General features: G+C 64.0%; 21 protein-coding genes and 1 tRNA gene. 11 read left to right on the top strand and 11 right to left on the bottom strand.

Annotated features, from left to right (window positions below; translation table 11 throughout):
* Window positions 1–47 precede the first annotated feature (47 nt).
* Entirely contained in the window at window positions 48–788 is a 741-nt protein-coding gene (locus HT051_RS08230; protein ID WP_174541587.1) for a hypothetical protein, read from the top strand.
* A 199-nt stretch (window positions 789–987) separates the two neighbouring features.
* On the opposite strand, the gene HT051_RS08225 is transcribed toward HT051_RS08230, so the two are convergent.
* Window positions 988–1,080 (bottom strand) — tRNA-Ser (locus HT051_RS08225).
* Between the two features lie 265 nt (window positions 1,081–1,345).
* Between HT051_RS08225 and HT051_RS08220 the strand changes: the two genes are divergently transcribed.
* Window positions 1,346–2,035: a hypothetical protein gene (locus HT051_RS08220; RefSeq protein WP_174541586.1), complete on the top strand. Its 690-nt coding sequence runs from the start codon at window positions 1,346–1,348 to the stop codon at window positions 2,033–2,035.
* 52 nt (window positions 2,036–2,087) lie between these two features.
* Here the strand turns inward: HT051_RS08220 and HT051_RS08215 are convergent, their stop codons facing one another.
* From HT051_RS08215 to HT051_RS08185, 7 genes are all read right to left on the bottom strand, one after another.
* Window positions 2,088–2,354, bottom strand: coding sequence for a sel1 repeat family protein (locus HT051_RS08215; protein ID WP_174541585.1), 267 nt, complete (start codon window positions 2,352–2,354; stop codon window positions 2,088–2,090).
* A gap of 313 nt (window positions 2,355–2,667) precedes the next feature.
* Entirely contained in the window at window positions 2,668–3,642 is a 975-nt protein-coding gene (locus HT051_RS08210; RefSeq protein ID WP_174541584.1) for a quinone oxidoreductase, read from the bottom strand.
* 135 nt (window positions 3,643–3,777) lie between these two features.
* A complete protein-coding gene (gene gatB, locus HT051_RS08205; RefSeq protein ID WP_174541583.1) occupies window positions 3,778–5,253 on the bottom strand; it encodes an Asp-tRNA(Asn)/Glu-tRNA(Gln) amidotransferase subunit GatB in 1,476 nt (491 codons plus the stop codon).
* A gap of 22 nt (window positions 5,254–5,275) precedes the next feature.
* On the bottom strand, window positions 5,276–5,551 hold the full coding sequence (locus HT051_RS08200) for a chorismate mutase (protein ID WP_246810024.1): 276 nt from the start codon (window positions 5,549–5,551) through the stop codon (window positions 5,276–5,278).
* Between the two features lie 54 nt (window positions 5,552–5,605).
* Window positions 5,606–7,093 carry an Asp-tRNA(Asn)/Glu-tRNA(Gln) amidotransferase subunit GatA gene (gatA, locus tag HT051_RS08195; protein ID WP_174541581.1) on the bottom strand — a complete coding sequence of 496 codons (1,488 nt, stop codon included), beginning with the start codon at window positions 7,091–7,093 and terminating at the stop codon, window positions 5,606–5,608.
* Between the two features lie 6 nt (window positions 7,094–7,099).
* Window positions 7,100–7,387, bottom strand: coding sequence for an Asp-tRNA(Asn)/Glu-tRNA(Gln) amidotransferase subunit GatC (gatC, locus tag HT051_RS08190; protein WP_174541580.1), 288 nt, complete (start codon window positions 7,385–7,387; stop codon window positions 7,100–7,102).
* A 148-nt stretch (window positions 7,388–7,535) separates the two neighbouring features.
* Window positions 7,536–8,237, bottom strand: coding sequence for a metal-dependent hydrolase (locus tag HT051_RS08185; protein ID WP_174541579.1), 702 nt, complete (start codon window positions 8,235–8,237; stop codon window positions 7,536–7,538).
* 85 nt (window positions 8,238–8,322) lie between these two features.
* Between HT051_RS08185 and ruvX the strand changes: the two genes are divergently transcribed.
* The gene (gene ruvX / locus HT051_RS08180) at window positions 8,323–8,802 is read left to right on the top strand and encodes a Holliday junction resolvase RuvX (protein WP_174541578.1); all 480 of its coding nucleotides are present in this window, start codon (window positions 8,323–8,325) and stop codon (window positions 8,800–8,802) included.
* A gap of 6 nt (window positions 8,803–8,808) precedes the next feature.
* Here the strand turns inward: ruvX and HT051_RS08175 are convergent, their stop codons facing one another.
* Window positions 8,809–9,363, bottom strand: a complete 555-nt coding sequence (locus HT051_RS08175; RefSeq protein WP_246810023.1) for a disulfide bond formation protein B — start codon at window positions 9,361–9,363, stop codon at window positions 8,809–8,811.
* Window positions 9,364–9,376: 13 nt separating this feature from the next.
* On the bottom strand, window positions 9,377–9,529 hold the full coding sequence (locus tag HT051_RS15290) for a DUF5993 family protein (RefSeq protein ID WP_371740606.1): 153 nt from the start codon (window positions 9,527–9,529) through the stop codon (window positions 9,377–9,379).
* Between the two features lie 240 nt (window positions 9,530–9,769).
* Between HT051_RS15290 and HT051_RS08170 the strand changes: the two genes are divergently transcribed.
* From HT051_RS08170 to dprA, 4 genes are read left to right on the top strand one after another with little or no spacing between them, the layout of a single operon-like run.
* A complete protein-coding gene (locus HT051_RS08170; protein ID WP_174541577.1) occupies window positions 9,770–10,729 on the top strand; it encodes an aspartate carbamoyltransferase catalytic subunit in 960 nt (319 codons plus the stop codon).
* Window positions 10,729–12,069 carry a dihydroorotase gene (gene pyrC / locus HT051_RS08165; RefSeq protein WP_174541576.1) on the top strand — a complete coding sequence of 447 codons (1,341 nt, stop codon included), beginning with the start codon at window positions 10,729–10,731 and terminating at the stop codon, window positions 12,067–12,069. The genes HT051_RS08170 and pyrC overlap by 1 nt, the downstream gene beginning before the upstream one ends.
* A 42-nt stretch (window positions 12,070–12,111) precedes the next feature.
* Entirely contained in the window at window positions 12,112–12,711 is a 600-nt protein-coding gene (gene plsY, locus HT051_RS08160; RefSeq protein ID WP_174541575.1) for a glycerol-3-phosphate 1-O-acyltransferase PlsY, read from the top strand.
* Complete coding sequence (gene dprA, locus HT051_RS08155) at window positions 12,698–13,864, top strand: DNA-processing protein DprA (protein ID WP_246810022.1); 1,167 nt, start codon at window positions 12,698–12,700, stop codon at window positions 13,862–13,864. Before plsY ends, dprA begins: the two co-directional genes overlap by 14 nt.
* Here dprA and HT051_RS08150 read toward each other — a convergent pair.
* Entirely contained in the window at window positions 13,861–14,103 is a 243-nt protein-coding gene (locus tag HT051_RS08150; RefSeq protein WP_174541574.1) for a hypothetical protein, read from the bottom strand. The two genes, dprA and HT051_RS08150, sit on opposite strands and share 4 nt — an antisense overlap.
* Window positions 14,104–14,339: 236 nt before the next feature.
* Between HT051_RS08150 and topA the strand changes: the two genes are divergently transcribed.
* From topA to rpmG, 4 genes are all read left to right on the top strand, one after another.
* The gene (topA, locus tag HT051_RS08145) at window positions 14,340–16,994 is read left to right on the top strand and encodes a type I DNA topoisomerase (protein ID WP_174541573.1); all 2,655 of its coding nucleotides are present in this window, start codon (window positions 14,340–14,342) and stop codon (window positions 16,992–16,994) included.
* A gap of 15 nt (window positions 16,995–17,009) precedes the next feature.
* A complete protein-coding gene (gene rnr, locus HT051_RS08140; RefSeq protein WP_246810021.1) occupies window positions 17,010–19,340 on the top strand; it encodes a ribonuclease R in 2,331 nt (776 codons plus the stop codon).
* Window positions 19,341–19,377: 37 nt separating this feature from the next.
* Complete coding sequence (locus HT051_RS08135) at window positions 19,378–19,866, top strand: DUF983 domain-containing protein (protein WP_174541571.1); 489 nt, start codon at window positions 19,378–19,380, stop codon at window positions 19,864–19,866.
* A gap of 67 nt (window positions 19,867–19,933) precedes the next feature.
* Window positions 19,934–20,101, top strand: a complete 168-nt coding sequence (gene rpmG / locus HT051_RS08130) for a 50S ribosomal protein L33 (protein ID WP_174541570.1) — start codon at window positions 19,934–19,936, stop codon at window positions 20,099–20,101.
* The last annotated feature ends 312 nt before the right edge of the window (window positions 20,102–20,413 follow it).

Raw genomic sequence — 20,413 nt, 5'->3', positions numbered from 1 at the left:
ATCGCCGGATTGGTCCGCCGCCCGGGTTTCAGCCCGGGGGAGCGCCTGTGGACGGCGCCGCGGCGCGGGACGCCCGGCTGGACGGCCGGGACGAAGAGGATGTCGGCAGCCTCAAGGGCGTCCGCCTCGGCATCAAATACCAGGACAACAAATATGACGTCGGCCACTATTTCATCGTGGTGGAGAACGCCGTGCGCCGTATGGGCTCCACATCGTTGCGCGCCTATTGCGAGCCGCGCGGCGATATCCGCGCCTTCCGCATCGACCGCATCATCGAGATCGTCGATCCGCGCACCGGCGAGGTGCATGAAGAGCCGCCGGTCTTTCTTGCCGAGCTGATCCGCATTGCCGAGGCGCGGTCGGGGCGCCGCCGCAAGCCGGTGAACCAATCGAAAGAGACGCAAGAGGACGCCACCGCCCGGCTCATCGCCGAGGCCGAGGACGGGCTGATCGCCCTGCTGTTCTTCGCCCATGCCGACGAAGCGCTGCATCCGGCGGAAGCCGCCCTGCTCTGGCGCTATCTCGATTGGCAGAAGGAGCGCTGCGGCATCGCCGGCAAGGTCAACAAGACCACGCTGGACGTCTGGATGGCGGCGACCGTGCCGGACACCCAGCAATTCGCCGATGCGCTGGATAAGCTGCTGCGCGGCGACCAGGCCGATGCCCGCTATGTGCTGGCGCTGATCCCGCAAATCGTCATGGCCGATGGAGAGGCCAGCGAGGTGGAGACCGGTCGCCTGAAAGGCCTCATGGCCCTGCTCAACCAACCTCTCCCTTCGCGGCTATAAGCCATCGCCCCCCGCGCGACAAAGAAGCGAAGCCAGGGCGCGACCGCGCCCCGCCCGAAGGGCGCGCCCGCGGAGGCGGCGAGCGAAGCGAATTGCCGTGAGCGAAAAGAAACCGCGAAGCCAGCGCACGACCGTGCGCCGGCCGGTCAGGCCGCCCCATCGGAGCGGTGAGCGAAGCGAACTCGCGTGAGATAAAAAATGGCGGAGACGGGGGGATTCGAACCCCCGATACGGCTTATCACCGTATAACGGTTTAGCAAACCGCCGCCTTAAGCCTCTCGGCCACGTCTCCTGAAATACGTCTCCTGAAAGAATCGAGCCCCCTTCCTACTCGACGCCAACCGGCCCACGCAAGAGGCGAGAATGGGTGAGAGGGGCGCGGGGTGAATTATTTGCAGGATTCCGCCGCCCTTGCGCCAAACGTGGGCTGGCATGCGACACAACACGTCAAGACGGGCCACAACCTCCCTTCTCTTGTGCTATAACTTCAGGCGAAGAAGGGGGGATTGGCAACTATGCCGCTGGTGCGAAGAAACCGCACGAAGCTCTTGCAGCATGTGCGTAGCGCAGCCTTGGCGTCTGCCGGGTTGGCCACCGCCGGCCTATGCGTCGCCACCCTCCCCGCCGCCGCCGAAACGGTCGATTTCTGCGTGCGCTGCACCGGCCCCGAACAGACCTATCGCTGCAAGGTGAGCGGAGTCAGCGCCAGCTATTCCGATGCGGTGAAGCTGTTCTGCGTGATGAAAACCAGCAAGGAAGGCGGGCATAAGCGCTGTTCGGCGAGCCGCAAGGCCAACTGTGCCGGTATCGAGAAGGTCTATAATTACGACGGGCCGCCGATCGACGATCTGCTCAGCGCCAATCCGCAGCTGCGCGAATACAAGCAGCGGCTCAGCCGCGAACAACAGAAATTCCCCGATCCAGAAGATGCCGATAAGCGCAAATCGCTGATGGATCTCGGCAAAGGCATGGTCGGCGCGTCCAAGAAGGGCATCGACAATGCCAAGGCGCGCTTCGGCTATGGCGCGGACGGATCGGCGCTTCCCGAGCAAGGCGCCGCCTATGCCCCCTCGCCTGCTGCCCCGCAAAGGCCCAGCGCAGCGCCGCCTTCCGCCTCCACATCGGCGATGATGCAACACGCGCCGCAGGCCGCGCCCGAGGACAGCGAATCCTGGGCCGGACGCTCCTATCGCTGCATGCGATCGTTCTTCCGCAATTGCGGCAGCGAAGACAAGAACGCCCAATAGCTCGAGAGTTCAGAGCTGAGACGGCCGCTCCCCAACGCGGCCGCCTCAGGTCTTAATGGGTGGAGAGCCACTCCCGCGCCTGGCGCTGAGCCTCGGCGATCTGATCGGCCGACATCTGCTGTGCCAGCTCGACCCGATAGGTCTTGGCCGTATCGTTGCCGCGCACCGCAGCAAGATTGAACCACTTATGCGCCGTCACCAGATCGGTCTCGACATCGCGGCCGGTCGAATACTGGATGCCCAGCTGGAAAAGAACGTCCGGTGCGCTGCTCTGGCTGGCGCGATCCATCTGCTCCGAAAAGATATCCAAACGTGCCATTTCATAGTTCCCCGTAACGTCTACCCCTGAACTTCCGAAATACTTGCGCAGTGCTTTCGGAGCGAGGGCTTGTTTTGCACATCAAAGCGAGGGGAAGCATGGGGTTTTTCGAGTGAATAACTCCTAAACGGCAGTATTAACGCAAAATAACCTTCTGGATACCGATTGGTAATCTAGGTTTACGCAAAGGCCTATATCGGGGTCTATTCGTAAACTTAGGCGATTTTGAAAGACTCTGTTGACTCTTCCAGGTCACGGCCCCGTAACCATGGGACTCTTTTCAAATCCGATATCGCGAAAAAACTTCGCCGCCTTACGGCAGCAGCACCGTGGAACCGGTGGTCTGGCGCGCCTCGAGATCGGCATGGGCGCGGCCGACATCCTTCAGCCCGTAGCGCTGGGCGATGTCGATCTTCACCGTACCGTCCTTGATCACGCCGAACAGCTCCTCCGCCATGGCCAGGAGGTCGGCGCGCTCCGCCGCATAGGTGAACATCGAGGGACGCGTCGCATAGAGCGAGCCCTTCTGCCCCAGAAGCAGCGCGCTGAACTCGGGCACCGGACCGGAGGCATTGCCGAAGGTGACCCAAAGCCCGCGCGGCTTCAGGCAATCCAGCGAGCCGGGAAACGTATCCTTGCCGACCGAATCGTAGACCACGTCCACGCCCTTACCGTCGGTATAGGCCTGCACCGCCTCGACGAAGTCTTCGTTCTTATAGTCGATCACATGGGTGCAGCCGTGGCGGGCGGCGAGCTCGCATTTCTCCTTGCCGCCGGCCGTGCCGATCACCGTAGCGCCGAGCGAAGCCGCCCATTGGCAGGCGATCAGCCCGACGCCGCCCGCCGCGGCGTGATACAGCATCACCGTTTCCGGCCCGACCTTATAGACCTGGCGCAGCAGCATCTGCGCGGTGAGGCCTTTCAGCATGGCGGCAGCCGCCTCCTCGGCGGTGACGCCTTCGGGAATCTTGACCAGCTTGTCGGCCGCGATCAGCCGCTCTTCCGAATAAGCGCCGACCGGCCCGGCATAGGCGACGCGGTCGCCCACCTCCAGATCGCTGACGCCCTCGCCCAGCGCGGTGATCACCCCGGCGCCCTCCACCCCAGGCACGAAGGGAAACTCAGCCTGCGGATAGAGGCCCGTGCGCATATAGATGTCGATGAAGTTCAGCCCGATGGCGCTGTGCCTGATCGCCGCCTCGCCCGGCCCGGGGGCCCCAAGCGCCACCTCGTCCCATTGCAGGGCCTCCGGCCCGCCATAGTGATGTACGCGGATGGCCTGGGTCATGGGTGACTTCCTCATTCTGCTTCGTCATGCCCGGACTTGATCCGGGCATCCATGCCGTTACGTCTCAACACGCTGAGAGGCCAGTGGAATGGATTGCCGGGTCAAGCCCGGCAATGACGGACATCGGCAATGGGGCTACTCCACCCCAAGCTTGCTCTTCAGCAACGCGTTGACCGCTTGCGGGTTCGCCTTGCCGCCGCTCGCCTTCATCACCTGGCCGACGAACCAGCCGATCATCTGCGGCTTCGCTTTCGCCTGCTCCACCTTGTCCGGGTTGGCGGCGATCACCTCGTCCACCGCCGCCTCGATGGCGCCGGTATCGGTGACTTGGCGAAGCCCACGCGCCTCGACGATATCCGCCGGCTCGCCGCCTTCGCTCCAGACGATATCGAACACATCCTTGGCGATCTTGCCGGAGATGGTGCCGTCTTTGATCAGATCGATCAGCTTGCCCAGCTGATCTGCGGAGACCGGACTTTCGGCAATGCCGAGGCTCTCTTTATTGAGACGGCCGAACAGCTCGTTGTTCACCCAATTCACGGCAAGCTTGCCGTCGCGCCCTTCCGCAACGGCTTCGAAATAGTCGGCCCGCTCTTTCTCCGCCACCAGAACACTCGCATCATACGGCGAAAGCCCGAATTCGGCGATGAACCGCTCGCGCTTCTCGTCCGGCAGCTCGCAAAGATCCGCAGCCAGGCTATCCACCCAGCCTTGCGTCAGCTCCAGCGGCAGCAGATCCGGATCGGGGAAATAGCGGTAGTCATGTGCCTCTTCCTTCGAGCGCATGGAGCGCGTCTCGCCGGTCTTGGCGTCGAACAGGCGGGTCTCCTGATGGATCTCGCCGCCCTCCTCCAAAATCTCGATCTGGCGCCGCGCTTCGTATTCGATGGCCTGGCCGATAAAGCGGATGGAGTTGACGTTCTTGATCTCACAGCGCGTGCCAAGCGGGTCGCCCGGACGCCGCACCGAGACGTTGACGTCGGCGCGCAGCGAGCCCTCTTCCATATTGCCGTCGCACGTGCCGAGATAGCGCAGGATGGTGCGCAGCTTGGAGACATAGGCCTTGGCCTGCTCCGAGGAGCGTAAATCCGGCTTGGACACGATCTCCATCAGCGCAACGCCGGAGCGGTTCAGATCGACGAAGCTCTTCTTCGGATGCTGATCGTGCAGGCTCTTGCCCGCATCCTGCTCCAGATGCAGCCGCTCGATGCCGACGACCACGCGGCTGCCGTCGAGCAGATCGACGATCACCTCGCCCTCGCCGACGATCGGCTGCTTGTATTGCGAGATCTGATAGCCCTGCGGCAGATCGGGATAGAAATAGTTCTTCCGGTCGAAGATCGAATAGAGGTTGATCTCCGCCTTCAGCCCCAGCCCGGTGCGGATGGCCTGGGCCACGCATTCTTCGTTGATCACCGGCAACATGCCGGGCATCGCCGCATCCACCAGGCTGACATGGGAGTTCGGATCGCCGCCGAACGCGGTCGAGGCGCCGGAGAACAGCTTGGCGTTGGAGGTCACCTGCGCATGCACCTCCATGCCGATGATCATCTCCCAGGGCCCGGTCTCGCCCTCGATCAGAAGCTCGTTCTTTTCCAGCGTATCCTGCATCGCGTTTTATCCGCCTCAGAAGCTATTTGGCGCCATTGGCGCGCAGCTTCTCTTCCTCATATTGGATGAACCAGCCGATCATCTGGCGCCAAAGCGCCTCGACCAGCTCTGGCGGCAGGTCCTTCTCCTCGGCCCGCGCCTTCACCTTGTCGATCACCTGCTGCACCCGCCAGGGCACCATGGCATCGGCCGGAGAGGCCTTCAGCTGCCAGGCGCGGTCGACATAGGCGAAGCGCTCCGAGATCAGATCGACCAGGGTTTTGTCGATGCGGTCGATCTCCTGGCGCACCTCATCCATATTAGCGCATCTGCCCGCGGGTACCGGCATGGTGTTTCGTCCTCCCTGAAGGCCTTACGCGGCCTTGCTCCACCAATCTTCAGGCCGCGCCAGCGGCCCGGCGGCGATCTCGATGGCGCGCCCGGCGCGCAGCATGGTCGCCTCGTCGAAAGGCCGCCCGATCACCTGCAAGCCAAGCGGAGTGCCTTCCGAAGAAAGCCCCGCCGGCACGCTGATGCCCGGCAGCCCGGCCATGTTCACCGTGACGGTGAAAATGTCGTTCAGATACATCTCCAGCGGATCGCCGGTCTTCTCGCCCATCGCAAAAGCAGGTGACGGCGTCGCCGGCGCCAGGATCGCATCGCAGCTCTCGAAAGCGGTGTCGAAATCCCGCTTGATCAGCGTGCGCACCTTCTGCGCCTTCAGGTAATAGGCGTCGTAATAGCCGGCCGACAGCACATAGGTGCCGATCAGAATGCGCCGCTTCACCTCTGCGCCGAACCCTGCCTCGCGGGTATTCTCATACATCGAGGTCACATCCTCGCCCTCGACCCGGAGCCCGTAGCGCACCCCGTCATAGCGAGCGAGGTTGGACGAGGCCTCCGCCGGCGCAATGATGTAATAGGACGGCAGCGCATACTTCGTATGCGGCAGCGAGACCTCCACGATATTGGCGCCGGCCGCCTTCAGCCACTCCACGCCCTTATCCCAAAGTGCGGCGATCTCCGGCCGCAAGCCTTCGATGCGGTATTCCTTCGGCACGCCGATGGTGAGGCCTTTGACACCGGCATCGAGCTCCGCCGTGTAATCCGGCACCGCCCGATCCACCGAGGTGGTGTCCTTCGGATCGAAGCTCGCCATGGCATTGAGCAGCAGCCCCGCATCGCGCACATCGCGGGCGATGGGGCCGGCCTGATCCAGCGAGGAGGCAAACGCAACGATGCCCCAGCGCGAGCAGCGCCCATAGGTCGGCTTGATGCCGACCGTACCGGTGATCGCCGCCGGCTGGCGGATCGAGCCGCCCGTATCGGTGGCCGTCGCACCCATGCAGAGCCGCGCCGCAACCGCCGCCGCCGAGCCGCCCGAGGAGCCGCCGGGCACCAGCTTGGCGTCGGAGCCTTCGCGCCGCCAGGGATTGGCCGCCGGGCCAAAATAGCTGGTCTCGTTGGACGAGCCCATGGCGAACTCGTCATTGTTCAGCTTGCCCAGCATAACCGCGCCGGCATTCCAGAGATTTTGGGTCACCGTCGATTCGTAGGTCGGGGTGAAGCCTTCCAGAATATGCGAGCAGGCGGTGGTCGGCACGCCCTGGGTGCAGAACAGATCCTTGATGCCGAGCGGGATGCCCTCCAGCGCTCCGGCCTCGCCGTTAGCGAGGCGCTCGTCGCTCCGCGCCGCCATGGCGAGCGCCTGATCCGGCGTTGCCAGCACATAGGCGTTCAGCGCCCCGTTCGCCGCTTCGATGGCGCCGAGATGCGCTTCGGCAAGCTCCTTGGCGGAGAACTCTTTCTTGTCCAGCGCGGCCCGCGCCTCGGCAATAGTGAGATCGGTCAGCTCGGTCATCGCGCCCTACTCCACAATCTTCGGCACGACGAAATAATGGTCGTCCGCTTCCGGCGCGTTGGCGACGATATCGTCGGCGATATCGCCGTCGGTCACCTTATCTTCGCGCATCCTGATGGTGACATCCTCCACCCGGGTCATCGGCGGCACATCGGCCGTATCCACCTCGTCGAGCTGCGCCACCCAATCGAGGATGCCGGAAAGCTCGCCCTCCAGCTTCGCCGCCTCCTCCTCGGTGATAGCGATGCGGGCCAGCTTGGCGATACGGTGAACGGTCGCGCGGTCGACGGACATGTTTTCAAGAACCTGTCTGGCAAGAACCTGTTGGGGTGTGAGGCGCTTTCGATGCGTCGCGCCCTTATAATGGCAACAGAGGTATCGGGAAATTGGCCCGGCCGGTCAAGCCGCCTGAGACCATTGGGCCGAAAGCCCGGCCCTTGCCTCAGATCTCGACCGGCTCGCCGACCTTCGGCACCACCACGTTCTGCCCTTCCATCTCGGAGACGAATTTATCCGGCGTCTGATCGATGATCGGAAACGTGCCGTAATGGCAGGGGAACACCGTCTCGAAACCGAAATATGTCTTGCAAGCCAGCGAGGCCGATTTCGCCCCCATGGTGAACCGGTCGCCGATCGGCACGATGCCGACTTCCGGCGCGTACATCTCGTTGATCAGCGCCATATCGGCGAAAATATCGGTATCGCCCATGTGATAGACGGTCTTGCCGTTCTTCGGCGTGATCACGATCCCGCAGCAGGCGCCGAGATAAAGCGGCTTGCCGTCGACGATGGTCGAGGAGGAGTGCCAGGCCGGCACGTAGGAAATCGAGAAATCCTCGAACTGCAGCGTGCCGCCGGTATTCACATATTCTGCCGTCTCCACGCCCTGGCCCTGCATATAGGCGGCAAGCTCGAACACGGCGATCAGCGGCACATTCGATTCTTTCAGGATCGAAACCGTATCGCCGGTGTGGTCGTCATGGCCGTGGGTCAGCGCCAGATGGGTGATCCCCTTCGCGACCTCCGAAACCGGGATATTGGCCGCCTCGAACACGCCGTTGCCGGTGAGGAAGGGATCGATCAGGATGTGGCTCTCTTCCAGATCGATGCGGAAACAGGAATGGCCGAACCAGGTGATTTTCATAAGCCTATCTCGAGTTTGTCTCGCTAATTCCGATTGCTGCGGACTATAGGAAAGCTGACCCTAATGACAACCATGCGGAGGCACCGTGGCCGCAGAGCCTGACATTCCTATCGAAGACCTGCCGCCGAAGCTTGCCCCCGGCATGCGGCTGATCGGCCTCGATCTCGGCAGCAAGACCATCGGCCTGGCCCTCTCCGACGTCTCCCGCTCGGTGGCAACGCCGCTGAAGACCATCAAGCGCACCAAGTTCACCACTGATGTGGCCGAGCTGATGGCGGCGATCGAGGAGCATGGCGTCGGCGCCATTGTCTTAGGGCTCCCGCTCAATCTCGACGGCACCGAAGGCCCGCGGGTGCAATCCACTCACGCCTTCGCCCGCAATCTGCGGAAGCTCACCGAACTTCCCATCGTCTATTGGGACGAGCGGCTTTCCACCGCCGCGGTGGAGCGTCATCTGATCGAGGCCGATGCCAGCCGCAAACGCCGCGGCGAGGTCGTCGACCGCATGGCCGCCGCCTATATCCTGCAAGGCGCGCTGGACCGGCTGCAGCATCTTGGCCGCTAAGCGACCTTACGGTTTTTGCAGAAGAAGATAGTCGGTCGGACTATCGGGGCAGAGCCCTGCCCCGCACTCGGCCACCGTCGAGACGCCGTTGGCCAGCGCGAAGAAGCCGAAGGCCAGTACCGCGAAGGCGGCGAGGTTCTTGGTGAGAGGATCGTGCTCCTTCACCCCGGCGAATTGCTCTTCGAACAGCAGCATCACCGCCGAGCCCACCACCATGGCCAGAAACACCAGAAAAGCCCAGGTATAGAAGTGCAGCCCGAAAAACGCGTCGCCATAGGCGCCGGTGCCGGGCACGATATGCAGCAGCACCTGCCGCACGGCGATCGCCCCGCCGAGGATCGCGCCGAGAATCGCCAAACCGTAATGGCCGGGCTTCAGCCCGAAGGTCAGATTGAGCGCAATGCCGAACCCGGCAGCGAAGAAACCGGCGCGCTGCAGAATGCAGAGCGGGCACGGCAGATCGTGGAAAATGAGCTGATCGGCGAAGGCGAAGCCAAACACCGCGCAGATGGCGAGCAAACCGAGCGAATTCAGGCGCAAAGCCGTCATCGGAGAAATCAAGATGTTTGCTCCGCTAAAGCGCGATATTCAGCACGTCGTTGGCATGAACCCGGAAAAGTACGAGCAGCACCAATACTCCGGCCACCCAAAATCCCATCGCCGTGCTTCGCCAATGGGTCCAGGCCGCACCTAGACCGCATGCGAATAGAAAAAACGGCAAGCTCATCATGATTGAACCTGGCCCCTCTTGTTGCAGTCTCCGCCAGACTGCCTTTGACAAAGCCGTAAAGACTTCACCGTTGCTTGTATTTTCGTTGATTCGCAACGTTACGTAAATGCCGCCCCCGGCAAATCGCCCGCTACGTTGGCGCCATTTACATCTCATCAATGGTTAAGAAACTGTTGCCGGAAAAACCCGATTGCAGCGCTTGCCGCCACCGGCGGCCAGGCCTATACGTTCCCTTTAATGAGCATCGCGCCCTTAACGTCTCCGCCACCGTTCGCCCACCGGCATTTGCTGGGGATCGAAGGGCTGAAACCTCCCGAAATCACCTTTCTTCTCGACCTCGCCGAAGAGGCCGCCCATGCCATCCGCCATCCGGCGGCGGAGCGCGACGCCTTGCGCGGCCGTACCCTGATCAATCTGTTCTTCGAGGCCTCCACTCGCACCCAGAGTTCGTTCGAGTTCGCCGCCAAGCGCCTCGGCGCCGATGTGATGAACATGTCGATCCGCACCTCCTCGGTGCAGAAGGGCGAGACCCTGATCGATACCGCCGTCACCTTGAACGCCATGCGCCCCGATCTTCTGGTGGTGCGGCATCAGGCGGCCGGCGCGGTGGAGCTGCTGTCGCAGAAGGTCGATTGCTCGGTGATCAATGCCGGCGACGGCGCCCATGAGCACCCGACCCAGGCGCTGCTCGATGCGCTCACCATCCGCCGCCATAAGGGCCGCATCGAAAGGTTGATCGTGGCGCTGTGCGGCGACATCCTGCATAGCCGCGTCGCCCGCTCCAATATCCTGCTGCTCAACGCCATGGGCGCGCGCGTCCGGGTGATCGGCCCCTCGCCGCTGCTTGGCGGCGGCATCGAGCGCCTCGGCGTGGAGGTCTACCGCTCCATGGAAGAAGGCCTCGCCGATGCCGACGTGGTGATGATGCTCCGCCTGCAGCGCGAGCGCATGTCCACCGCGCTGATCCCCAGTAGCCGCGAATATTTCCACTTCTTCGGCCTCGACCGCGAGAAGCTGAGCTTCGCCAAGCCCGATGCCATCGTCATGCATCCCGGCCCCATCAATCGCGGCGTGGAGATCGACTCGGTGATCGCCGACGATCAGCGCAGCGTCATTAACGAGCAGGTGGAGATGGGCGTCGCCGTGCGCATGGCGGTGTTGCAGGCCCTTGCCCCGCATTTGCAGAGCCAAGCCTGATGCTGCTGGAAGAGATCACCAAAGCCCATGCGGCCGAGACCCGGCCCACCGCCTATATCAATGCCCGGCTGATCGATCCGGCCACCGGCCTCGACGAGCAAGGTGGCGTTCTGGTGGCCGACGGCAAGATCGCCGATGTCGGGCGCCATATCCATGGCGAGATAGGCGGCGATACCGCGCTGATCGATTGCGGCGGCGCCGTACTCGCCCCCGGCCTGATCGACATGATGGTCTTCACCGGCGAGCCAGGTGCGGAGCATCGCGGCACCCTCGCCGATGCCAGCCGCGCGGCCGCCGCGGGCGGCGTCACCACGATCATCTGCATGCCCGATACCGATCCGGTGATCGACGATGTCGCGCTGGTCGACTATCTGCTCCGCCGTGCTCGCGATACCGCGGAGGTCAACGTCCATCCGCTGGCGGCCATGACCAAGGCCCTCGCCGGCGAGGAGATGACCGAGATCGGCCTGATGCAGGCCGCCGGCGCCATCGCCGTCACCAACGGCAAGCTGAGCCTGGCCAATGCCCGCATTATGCGCAACGTGCTCGCCTACGCGCATGATTTCGACATGCTGGTGATCCACGCCCTGGAAGAGCCGACGCTTTCTTCCGGAGGAGTGATGAATTCCGGCGAGGTCTCCTTGCGGCTCGGGCTGAAAGGCATTCCCGCCGCTGCCGAGACCATCATGCTGGAGCGCGATCTTCGCCTGGTGGAGATGACCGGCGCCCGCTATCACGCCGCGGAGATTTCCTGCCGCGCCTCGCTGGAGATCATCCGCCGGGCCAAGGAGAAGGGCCTCCCCGTCACCTGCGGCGTCTCCATCAATCACCTGTCGCTGAACGAGAACGACATCGGCCCCTACCGCACCTTCTTCAAGATGCGCCCGCCGCTGCGCACCGAGGACGACCGCCAGGCCATGGCCGAAGGCCTCGCCTCCGGCGATATCGACGTCGTCGTCTCAGCCCACGATCCGCAGGACGCCGATGTGAAGCGCCACCCCTTCCCCGAGGCCGCCGACGGCGCCATCGGGCTGGAGACCATGCTGCCGGTGGCCTTGCGCCTCTATCACAATGGCGACATTCCGCTGGCCAGCCTGCTGCGGCCCCTGACCAGCAACCCGGCGGGCATCTTGGGGCTGGAATCCGGCAAGCTCGCCATCGGCGCACCGGCCGACCTGGTGATTTTCGATCCGGCAGTACCTTGGGTGGTCGATGCCGAAACGCTGCATTCGAAGTCCAAGAACACACCCTTCGACGAGGCGCGCCTGGAGGGCCGGCCGCTCCTCACCCTGGTTGCAGGACGTATCGTCTATCGCTACGCAGAGGACCGGAACAGCTAACGTCAAAGCTGTGAACGCGCGCCGCCGGGGGGACGGCCAATCATGCAGGACTGGACTATGCTTGCCGTCTACGCGGCTGCTTTTCTCGGCGGCTATCTGCTGGGCTCGATTCCTTTCGGCCTCTTGCTGACCCACGCCGCCGGGCTCGGCGATCTCCGCCAGATCGGCTCCGGCAATATCGGCGCCACCAATGCGCTGCGCACCGGCAACAAGCTGATCGCCGGCCTGACCCTGCTCGGCGACGTGCTGAAAGGCACCGTGCCGGTGCTGGTCGCCGCCTATTGGGGGCCCAATGCCGCCATCGCCGCCGCCTTCGGCGCCTTCATCGGCCACATCTTTCCGGTCTGGCTCAAATTCCACGGCGGCAAGGGCGTCGCCACCTATATCGGCGTGCTGATCGGCCTGCACTGGCCGGCGGCGCTGGTGTTTTGCCTGGTCTGGATCGCCGTTGCGGTGCTGACCCGCTATTCCTCGCTCTCCGCGCTGATCGCCGCGGCCGCCGTGCCTGTCTTCCTCGCCGTCACCGGGCAACAGCAACTTGCAGTTGCCGCCTTGTTCCTAAGTGTGATCCTCTATATGCGACATCGTGCCAATATCGGCCGTTTGTTGCGTGGCGAGGAGACACGTATTGGTAGCAAGTAAGCCGCCCGACGAAATTTTGCCCGCCCGGCGGCTGACCGAAGAGCAGCGTATCGCCTGGCTTCGCCTGATCCGCAGCGAGAATGTCGGACCGACGACCTTCCGTGCCTTGATCAATCAATTCGCCAGCGCCGAGGCCGCCGTTGAGGCCTTGCCCGAACTTGCGCGCCGGGGCGGTCGCAGCGCGGTGAAGATCTACAGCTATGACGATGCCAAACGCGAGCTCGCGGCAGCCAAACGGCTCGGCGCCCATGCCGTGGTCCCCGGCGAGACCGGTTATCCCCCGGCCCTGGCCCATATCGATGCCCCGCCGCCTTTGATCTACGTGAAGGGCCGGCTGGATCTCGCCGAGCGGCCGATGATCGCCATGGTCGGCTCGCGCAACGGCTCGGCCATCGGTCAGAAATTCGCCCGCACCACGGCCATCGAGCTCGGCATGGAAGGCTTCGTCGTCGCTTCGGGCCTTGCCCGCGGCATCGACACCGCCGCCCACCGCGCCGCTTTGGAGCGCGGCACCGTCGCGGTGCTGGCCGGCGGCATCGACCGCATCTATCCGCCTGAGAATGAAGACCTCCACGCCGCCATCGGCGAGACCGGCCTGCTGCTCACCGAGCGTCCGCCGGGGCTGATCCCCCGCGGCAAGGATTTTCCCCGCCGCAACCGGCTGATCTCCGGCATCTCGCTGGGTGTGGTGGTGGTCGAAGCGGCGAAACGCTCCGGTTCGCTGATCACCGCCCGCTTTGCCGGCGAGCAAGGCCGCGAGGTGTTCGCCGTCCCCGGCAGCCCCATGGACCCGCGCGCCTACGGCACCAACCGGCTTCTGAAGCAGGGCGCGACGCTGATCACCGAGACCGCCGATATTCTCGAGGCTATCGCCCCCCTGCTCGGCCGCAAGCGCAGCCTCCCGGATGAACTGGCCGCCTCCGACGAACAGCCGACGCCCGAGCCCATGCCGGAGATCGGCCGTTCCGAGCGCGAGCAGGTGCTGGCGGCGCTCGGCCCCTCGCCCGTCGATATCGACGAGATTATCCGCGCCACCGGCATTGCGCCGCGCGCGGTACAGATCGTGCTGCTGGAGCTGGATCTTGCCGGACGCCTGCAGCGCCATGGCCAGCAGCTGGTCTCGTTGGTGGAAAATCGTCAGGAGGAGTTCTAGGCGGTGTCGCCCCGCGCCTGCTCCGAGCGCGCTTCTTCCAAAGCAACCCCGATCAGATAGGCAAGAAACGACAGCTCGGCACCGTCCGCCACATGCCGCAACCCCTCCAGCAGGGAGGCGATATACTCGGCAGCATCGGTCTTCTCCGTGAAAACCGCCTCGTCTACCTTTTCGCCCTGCTCGTCCTTGGACCCTTTCTCGCCGCGGGTCTTGTCGCTACGCCGGCCGTTACTCAGCATGACCTCCCGAAGTTCCCTACTCGGCGGTTTTGCGCCACGTTGCAGGACTGTCTGGACTCCCTCTTAAGTTGTGATGAGTATTTTATACCCCTTAAGGTTGTCAACCAAAACGGGGGCAAACCAGAGCGGAAATTGACACCTCGCGGCTGAGACACCATTTTCGCGCGTAACGAGACCGGTTCGACTCAAGCAAAACGAACTGGCATACGGCCCGAACGGCCATAGCAGGAAGGCGCATGAACGTCGTAATCGTCGAATCGCCCGCAAAGGCGAAGACCATCAATAAGTATCTCGGACAGGACTATCACGTGCTGGCCTCCTACGGTCACGTGCGCGATCTGCCGTCCAAGAACGGTTCGGTCCTGCCGGACGACGATTTCGCCATGACCTGGGAGGTCGATCCGAAATCGGCCAAACGGCTGGCGGACATCACCAAGGCGGTCAAGGGCGCCGACAAGCTGATCCTGGCGACTGACCCCGACCGCGAAGGCGAGGCCATCTCCTGGCACGTGCTGCAGGTGCTCGACCATAAGAAGGCGCTGAAGGGCGTCGATGTCGAGCGCGTGGTGTTCAACGCCATCACCAAGAATGCAGTGCTGGATGCCATCGCCCATCCGCGCAAGATCGACGAACCGCTGGTGGATGCCTATCTCGCCCGCCGCGCCCTCGACTATCTGGTCGGCTTCACCCTCTCGCCGGTGCTGTGGCGCAAGCTCCCGGGCGCCCGCTCCGCCGGCCGCGTGCAGTCCGTGGCGCTGCGCCTGGTCTGCGACCGCGAGCTGGAGATCGAGAGCTTCAAGGCGCAGGAGTATTGGAGCCTCACGGCCGAGCTCGCCACCAAGGCGAACGAGACCTTCGCTGCGCGCCTTGCCGCTATCGACGGCAAGAAGCTGGACAAGTTCGATATCGCCGATGAGGCGACGGCGATGCGCCTGAAGGAGGCCCTCGAAGGAGGTGCCTTCACCGTCTCATCCGTCGAGAAAAAGCCGGCCAAGCGCAATCCCGCCCCGCCCTTCACCACCTCGACGCTGCAGCAGGAAGCCTCGCGCAAATTCGGCTTCTCCCCGCGCCAGACCATGCAGATCGCGCAAGGCCTGTATGAAGGCGTCGATCTCGGCGGCGAAACCGAAGGCCTGATCACCTATATGCGTACCGACGGCGTGCAGATCGTGCCCGAGGCGATCTCCGCCTGCCGCAGCACGCTGAAATCGCTCTATGGCGAGAACTACCTGCCGCCCTCGCCGCGCCATTACGCGACCAAGGCGAAGAACGCTCAGGAAGCCCACGAGGCCATCCGCCCCACCGACTTCCGCAAGAATCCGGACCAGATCGGCCGCTACCTGAATGCCGAGCAAGCCAAGCTCTATAAGCTGATCTGGCAGCGCACCCTGGCGAGCCAGGCGGCGAGCGCCGAGCTGGAGCGCACCACCGCCGATATCGCCGTCACCGGCAATGACGGTGTGGCCTACGGCCTGCGCGCCACCGGCCAGGTCGTCCGCTTCGACGGTTTCCTGAAGCTCTACCAGGAAGGCGTCGACGATGCGGAGGACGAGGACGGCATGCGCCTGCCGCGCCTTGCGCAAGGCGATGCGCTTCAGGGCCGCAAGATCGAGCCGAAGCAGCACTTCACCGAGCCGCCGCCCCGCTATAGCGAGGCCACGCTGATCAAGAAGATGGAAGAGCTCGGCATCGGCCGCCCCTCCACTTACGCCGCGACGCTCAACGTGCTGCGCGACCGCGAATATGTGCGCATCGATAAGAAGCGCCTCTACCCGGAAGACAAGGGCCGTCTGGTCACCGCCTTCCTGGAGAGCTTCTTCAAGCGCTACGTCCAGTACGACTTCACCGCCGATCTGGAGGAGAAGCTCGACCATATCTCCGCCGGCGAGCTCGCCTGGCGCGACGTGCTGCGCGATTTCTGGAAAGACTTCATCGGCGCCGTCGACGAGATCGGCGATCTGCGCATCTCCCAGGTGCTGGATGCGCTGAACGAGCTTCTGGGGCCGCATATCTTCCCGGCCACCGAGCCCGGCAAGGATCCGCGCGCCTGCCCGGCCTGCGAGAACGGACGCCTCAGCCTGAAGGTCGGCCGCTTCGGCGCCTTCATCGGCTGCTCCAACTATCCCGAATGCCGCTATACCCGGCAGCTTGCCGATACCGGCGACAAGGACGAGGCAACGGCCGCGGCCGGCGCCGACGGCAAGGTGCTGGGCACCGATCCGGAGAGCGGGCTGGACGTCACGCTGCGCGACGGCCGCTTCGGCCCTTATCTGCAGCTCGGCGAGGCGGTGGACGGCGAGAAGCCGAAACGCGCCTCGATCCCCAAGGGCGAAAATCCGGGCGAGATCACGCTCGAGCGGGCGCTGGCGCTGCTGGCGCTCCCCCGCGAGGTCGGCACCCATCCGGAGACCGGCAAGCCGATCCTGGCCGGCTTCGGCCGCTACGGGCCTTACGTCCAGCATGAGCGGACCTACGCCAATCTCAGCGGACCGGAGGAAGTCTTCACCGTCGGCGCCAACCGCGCCATCTCGCTGATCGCCGAAAAGGAAGCCTCCCGCGCCAAGCGCGGCGGCAGCGCCATCAAGGAGCTCGGCGAGCATCCGGAGCTGAAAGGCCCGGTTCAGGTGATGAGCGGCCGCTACGGGCCTTACGTCAAGCACGGCAAGATCAATGCGACCCTGCCGAAGGACAAGAACCCCGAAGAGATCACCATGGACGAAGCGGTGGCGCTGATCGCCGCCCGCGCCGAGAAGACCGGCAAAACGCCGAAGAAGGCGGCTGCCAAGAAGTCCACCGCCAAGAAAACTGCCACCAAGAAAACCGGCGCCAAAAAGACCGCGGCGAAGAAGTCGACGAAGAAGAAGGAGGCCGTCGAAGAGACGGCCGGCTAGGCCAGACCTCAATTGGTGAACTCTAAGAGCCGCAGCGACCAAAAGACCAGGGCCCTCCCCAGCAAGCAAGACGTCCTCGACTTCATTCAGTCGAGCGACGAGAAGGTCGGCAAGCGCGAGATCGCCCGCGCCTTCGGCATCAAGGGCGCCGACCGCATCCCGCTGAAAGCGCTTTTGCGCGAGATGACCGACGAAGGCCTGATCGCCGGCAGCAAGAAAAGCCTGCGCCAGCCCTCCAAGCTGCCATCCGTCACCGTGGTCCGCATCACCGGCCGCGACCAGGACGGCGAGTTCGTCGCCGTACCGGACAATTGGTCCGACGAGGACGGCGCCCCGCCCCAGATCATCGTTCAGGGAAAGCGCAAAGGACCGGAGTCCGCCGCGGGGGTCGGCGACCGGCTGCTCGCCCGCATCGATAAGATCGACGACGAGACCTACGCCTATCAGGCGCGCCCCATCAAAAAGCTCTCCAGCGCCCCGCGCAGCCTGCTCGGCATCTTCCGCAAGCAGGGCAGCGGCGGGGTTATCGATCCCATCGACAAGAAACAGCTGAAGGAATGGCGCGTTCAGGCCAGCGACACCAAGGAGGCCGAGGACGGCGAGCTGGTGCGCTTCGAGATCGCCCGCTCGCGCGGCTATGGCGTGCCGGCTGCCCGCGTCGTGGAGCGCCTCGGCAATCCGAAGGACCGCAAGGCGATCAGCCTGATCGCCATCCATGCCCACGGCATCCCCGATCAATTCCCGCAAGCCGTGCTGGCCGAAGCGGAGGCCGCCACCCCGCCTGGACCGGAGGGGCGCGAGGATCTCACCGCCCTCCCCCTGCTCACCATCGATCCGCAGGATGCGCGCGATCATGACGATGCGGTCTATGCCGCGCCCGACGACGACCCCAAAAATCCCGGCGGTCATATCGTCATCGTCGCCATCGCCGATGTGGCGGCCTATGTCCGCCCGGGAAGCGCGCTGGACCGCGAGGCCAAGATGCGCGGTAATTCGGTCTACTTCCCCGACCGGGTGGTGCCGATGCTGCCCGAGCGCATCTCCAACAATCTCTGCTCCCTGGTGGAAGGCGAGACGCGCCCCTGCATGGCGGTGCGCATGGTGTTCGACAAGGACGGCCACAAGCGCGATCACCGCTTCACCCGCGCCCTGATGCGCTCAGCCGCGAGCCTGACCTATCAGCAGGCGCAAGCGGCCATCGACGGCCAGCCCGACGATGTGACCGGTCCGCTGCTGGAGCCGGTGCTGAAGCCACTCTGGGCCGCTTATGACAGCCTCGCCAAGGCCCGCGAGCAGCGCGGCCCCCTCGATCTCGATCTGCCGGAGCGCAAGATCCTCCTCGACGATCAGGGCGAGATCGCCGACATCGTCAGCCCGCCGCGGCTGACCGCCCATAAGCTGATCGAGGAGTTCATGATCGCGGCCAATGTCGCCGCTGCGGAGACGCTGGAAGCCAAGAAGGTGCCGGTGGTCTACCGGGTGCACGATGCCCCCTCCGAGGCCAAGATCGCCAGCCTCACCGACTTCCTGCATAGCCTCGATCTGAAGCTTGCCCGCGCCGGCGTTCTGAAGCCGGCCCATTTCAACCGCATCCTGAGCCAGAGCCGCGAGACCCCGTCGGCGGAGCTGGTCGCCGAGGTGGTGCTGCGCAGCCAGGCGCAGGCCGAATACACGGTCGGTAATCTCGGCCATTTCGGCCTCAACCTCCGGCGCTATGCCCATTTCACCTCGCCGATCCGCCGCTATGCCGATTTGCTGATCCACCGGGCGCTGATCCGCAGCTTGGGCTTCGGCGAAGGCGGTTTGAGCGATACGGAGATGGAGGGGTTGGACGAAACCGCCGAGGCCATCTCCCTTACCGAGCGCCGCGCCATGGCGGCAGAGCGCGATACCGTCGACAGGCTGGTCGCCAGCTTCCTGGCCGACCGGGTCGGCGCCCGTTTCGAAGCCAAGGTCTCCGGCGTCACCCGCTCCGGCCTGTTCGTGCGACTGAATGACACAGGCGCCGATGGCTTCGTGCCTGCCTCCACCATCGGCGAGGAGTATTATTATCACGACGAGACCCATCAGGCCCTGGTGGGCGAGGATACCGGCTCCGCTTATCAGCTCGGCGACCGGGTGACGGTGCGGCTGGTCGAAGCCATCCCCACCGCCGGCGCGCTTCGTTTCGAGCTTCTGACCGAAGGCCGCAAGCTCGGCATCAAGCGCCGCCCTTCCAGCCGGGCCAGAGTCGCTCGATCCCGCAGCGGGCCGGGTCCGTCACGGAAAAAGAAAAGCAGCGCGGCGAAAAAGACTGCTAAAACGACATCCAACAAGACCGGCGGGCGGGCAAAGCGCCGCCGCTAGGTTTTCCTCACAGACGAGGAACGGAAAGGACATGGCGATGCCGCAAGCATCCGAAACACCTGCCAAGACTGTCACCCAGATCGACGGCCGCTCCACCGGCGAGCGCAATCTGCCCGAGGCCTTGCGGCGCGGCGGCCTGATGCGCTGCCCGGCCTGCGGCAAGGGGTCGATATTCGGCAAGTATTTGAAGGTGAATGACCATTGCCCGTCCTGCAGCGAAGCGCTGCATCATCACCGCGCCGACGACGCCCCGCCCTATTTCACCATCGTCATCGTCGGCCATGTCATCGTCAGCCTCGTGCTGGCGGTAGAGATGGCCTATCACCCGCCGCTTTGGGTCCATTCGGCCCTCTGGATCCCGCTGACCGTGCTGATGGCACTGTGCATCCTGCCGCCGATCAAAGGCGCCCTCGTCGGCCTGCAATGGGCGCTTCTCATGCACGGATTCGATCCCAATGCGGAAGAGGATCCCATCGACACGGGAGAACCGGGCGGATCTTCCTATTTCCCCTCCAGTCAGGCTTGACTTCCACCAGCCGATAAGTAGTGTGCGCCGGCGCACAGGCGCTAACTGACCGAATGAAGGACGAAAAATGGCGAAGCCGATCACCCAGAAGATCAAGCTCGTAAGCAGCGCGGGTACCGGGTTCTATTACGTGACCAAGAAGAACCCCCGGAACTCGACCGAGAAGCTCGTCCTGAAGAAATACGATCCGGTCGCGCGCAAACACGTCGAATTCAAGGAAGCCAAGATCAAATAGACAAGCTTCAGAGCTGTCTAAGCCTCCTCGCCGGCTCCCGGCGGGGCTGGGCTCGTTTTGGCTTTCGAGATTGAATTGTCGAAGAACAAAGCCCGGAAATGGGCGCTAAAAGTGACCAACCCCGCAGACATACAGGTTAAGCGGGGTAGCTCCTGCATGCACTACGGGGCTGGTCGACAAGTCAAAGACCAAAGAGGGCTTGGCCGTTTGACTTGGTGGTCGGCCGAAACGCGGCGCTAACGAGGAGGCCACTCAACCGCGCCTCGACCGACCGAACCCCACGGACCCAGGAGATGCGGCGGACCTGAGCAT

It is taken from the genome of Methyloligella sp. GL2, assembly GCF_013341275.1.
GTDB lineage: Bacteria > Pseudomonadota > Alphaproteobacteria > Rhizobiales > Methyloligellaceae > Methyloligella.
The sequence above is the reverse complement of the archived record's forward strand: the minus strand, read 5'-3'. Positions and strand labels throughout refer to the sequence as shown.

Bases quoted from the DNA above. Each gene is read 5' to 3' on its own strand.
- rpmG (WP_174541570.1), top strand. From the start codon at position 19,934: ATGGCGAAGCCGATCACCCAGAAGATCAAGCTCGTAAGCAGCGCGGGT.
- gatA (WP_174541581.1), bottom strand. From the start codon at position 7,093: ATGACCGAGCTGACCGATCTCACTATTGCCGAGGCGCGGGCCGCGCTG.
- topA (WP_174541573.1), top strand. From the start codon at position 14,340: ATGAACGTCGTAATCGTCGAATCGCCCGCAAAGGCGAAGACCATCAAT.
- gatB (WP_174541583.1), bottom strand. From the start codon at position 5,253: ATGCAGGATACGCTGGAAAAGAACGAGCTTCTGATCGAGGGCGAGACC.
- HT051_RS08200 (WP_246810024.1), bottom strand. From the start codon at position 5,551: ATGGATGAGGTGCGCCAGGAGATCGACCGCATCGACAAAACCCTGGTC.
- HT051_RS08150 (WP_174541574.1), bottom strand. From the start codon at position 14,103: ATGCTGAGTAACGGCCGGCGTAGCGACAAGACCCGCGGCGAGAAAGGG.
- HT051_RS08185 (WP_174541579.1), bottom strand. From the start codon at position 8,237: ATGAAAATCACCTGGTTCGGCCATTCCTGTTTCCGCATCGATCTGGAA.
- gatC (WP_174541580.1), bottom strand. From the start codon at position 7,387: ATGTCCGTCGACCGCGCGACCGTTCACCGTATCGCCAAGCTGGCCCGC.
- HT051_RS15290 (WP_371740606.1), bottom strand. From the start codon at position 9,529: ATGAGCTTGCCGTTTTTTCTATTCGCATGCGGTCTAGGTGCGGCCTGG.
- pyrC (WP_174541576.1), top strand. From the start codon at position 10,729: ATGCTGCTGGAAGAGATCACCAAAGCCCATGCGGCCGAGACCCGGCCC.
- plsY (WP_174541575.1), top strand. From the start codon at position 12,112: ATGCAGGACTGGACTATGCTTGCCGTCTACGCGGCTGCTTTTCTCGGC.
- HT051_RS08215 (WP_174541585.1), bottom strand. From the start codon at position 2,354: ATGGCACGTTTGGATATCTTTTCGGAGCAGATGGATCGCGCCAGCCAG.
- HT051_RS08170 (WP_174541577.1), top strand. From the start codon at position 9,770: ATGAGCATCGCGCCCTTAACGTCTCCGCCACCGTTCGCCCACCGGCAT.
- HT051_RS08135 (WP_174541571.1), top strand. From the start codon at position 19,378: ATGCCGCAAGCATCCGAAACACCTGCCAAGACTGTCACCCAGATCGAC.
- HT051_RS08210 (WP_174541584.1), bottom strand. From the start codon at position 3,642: ATGACCCAGGCCATCCGCGTACATCACTATGGCGGGCCGGAGGCCCTG.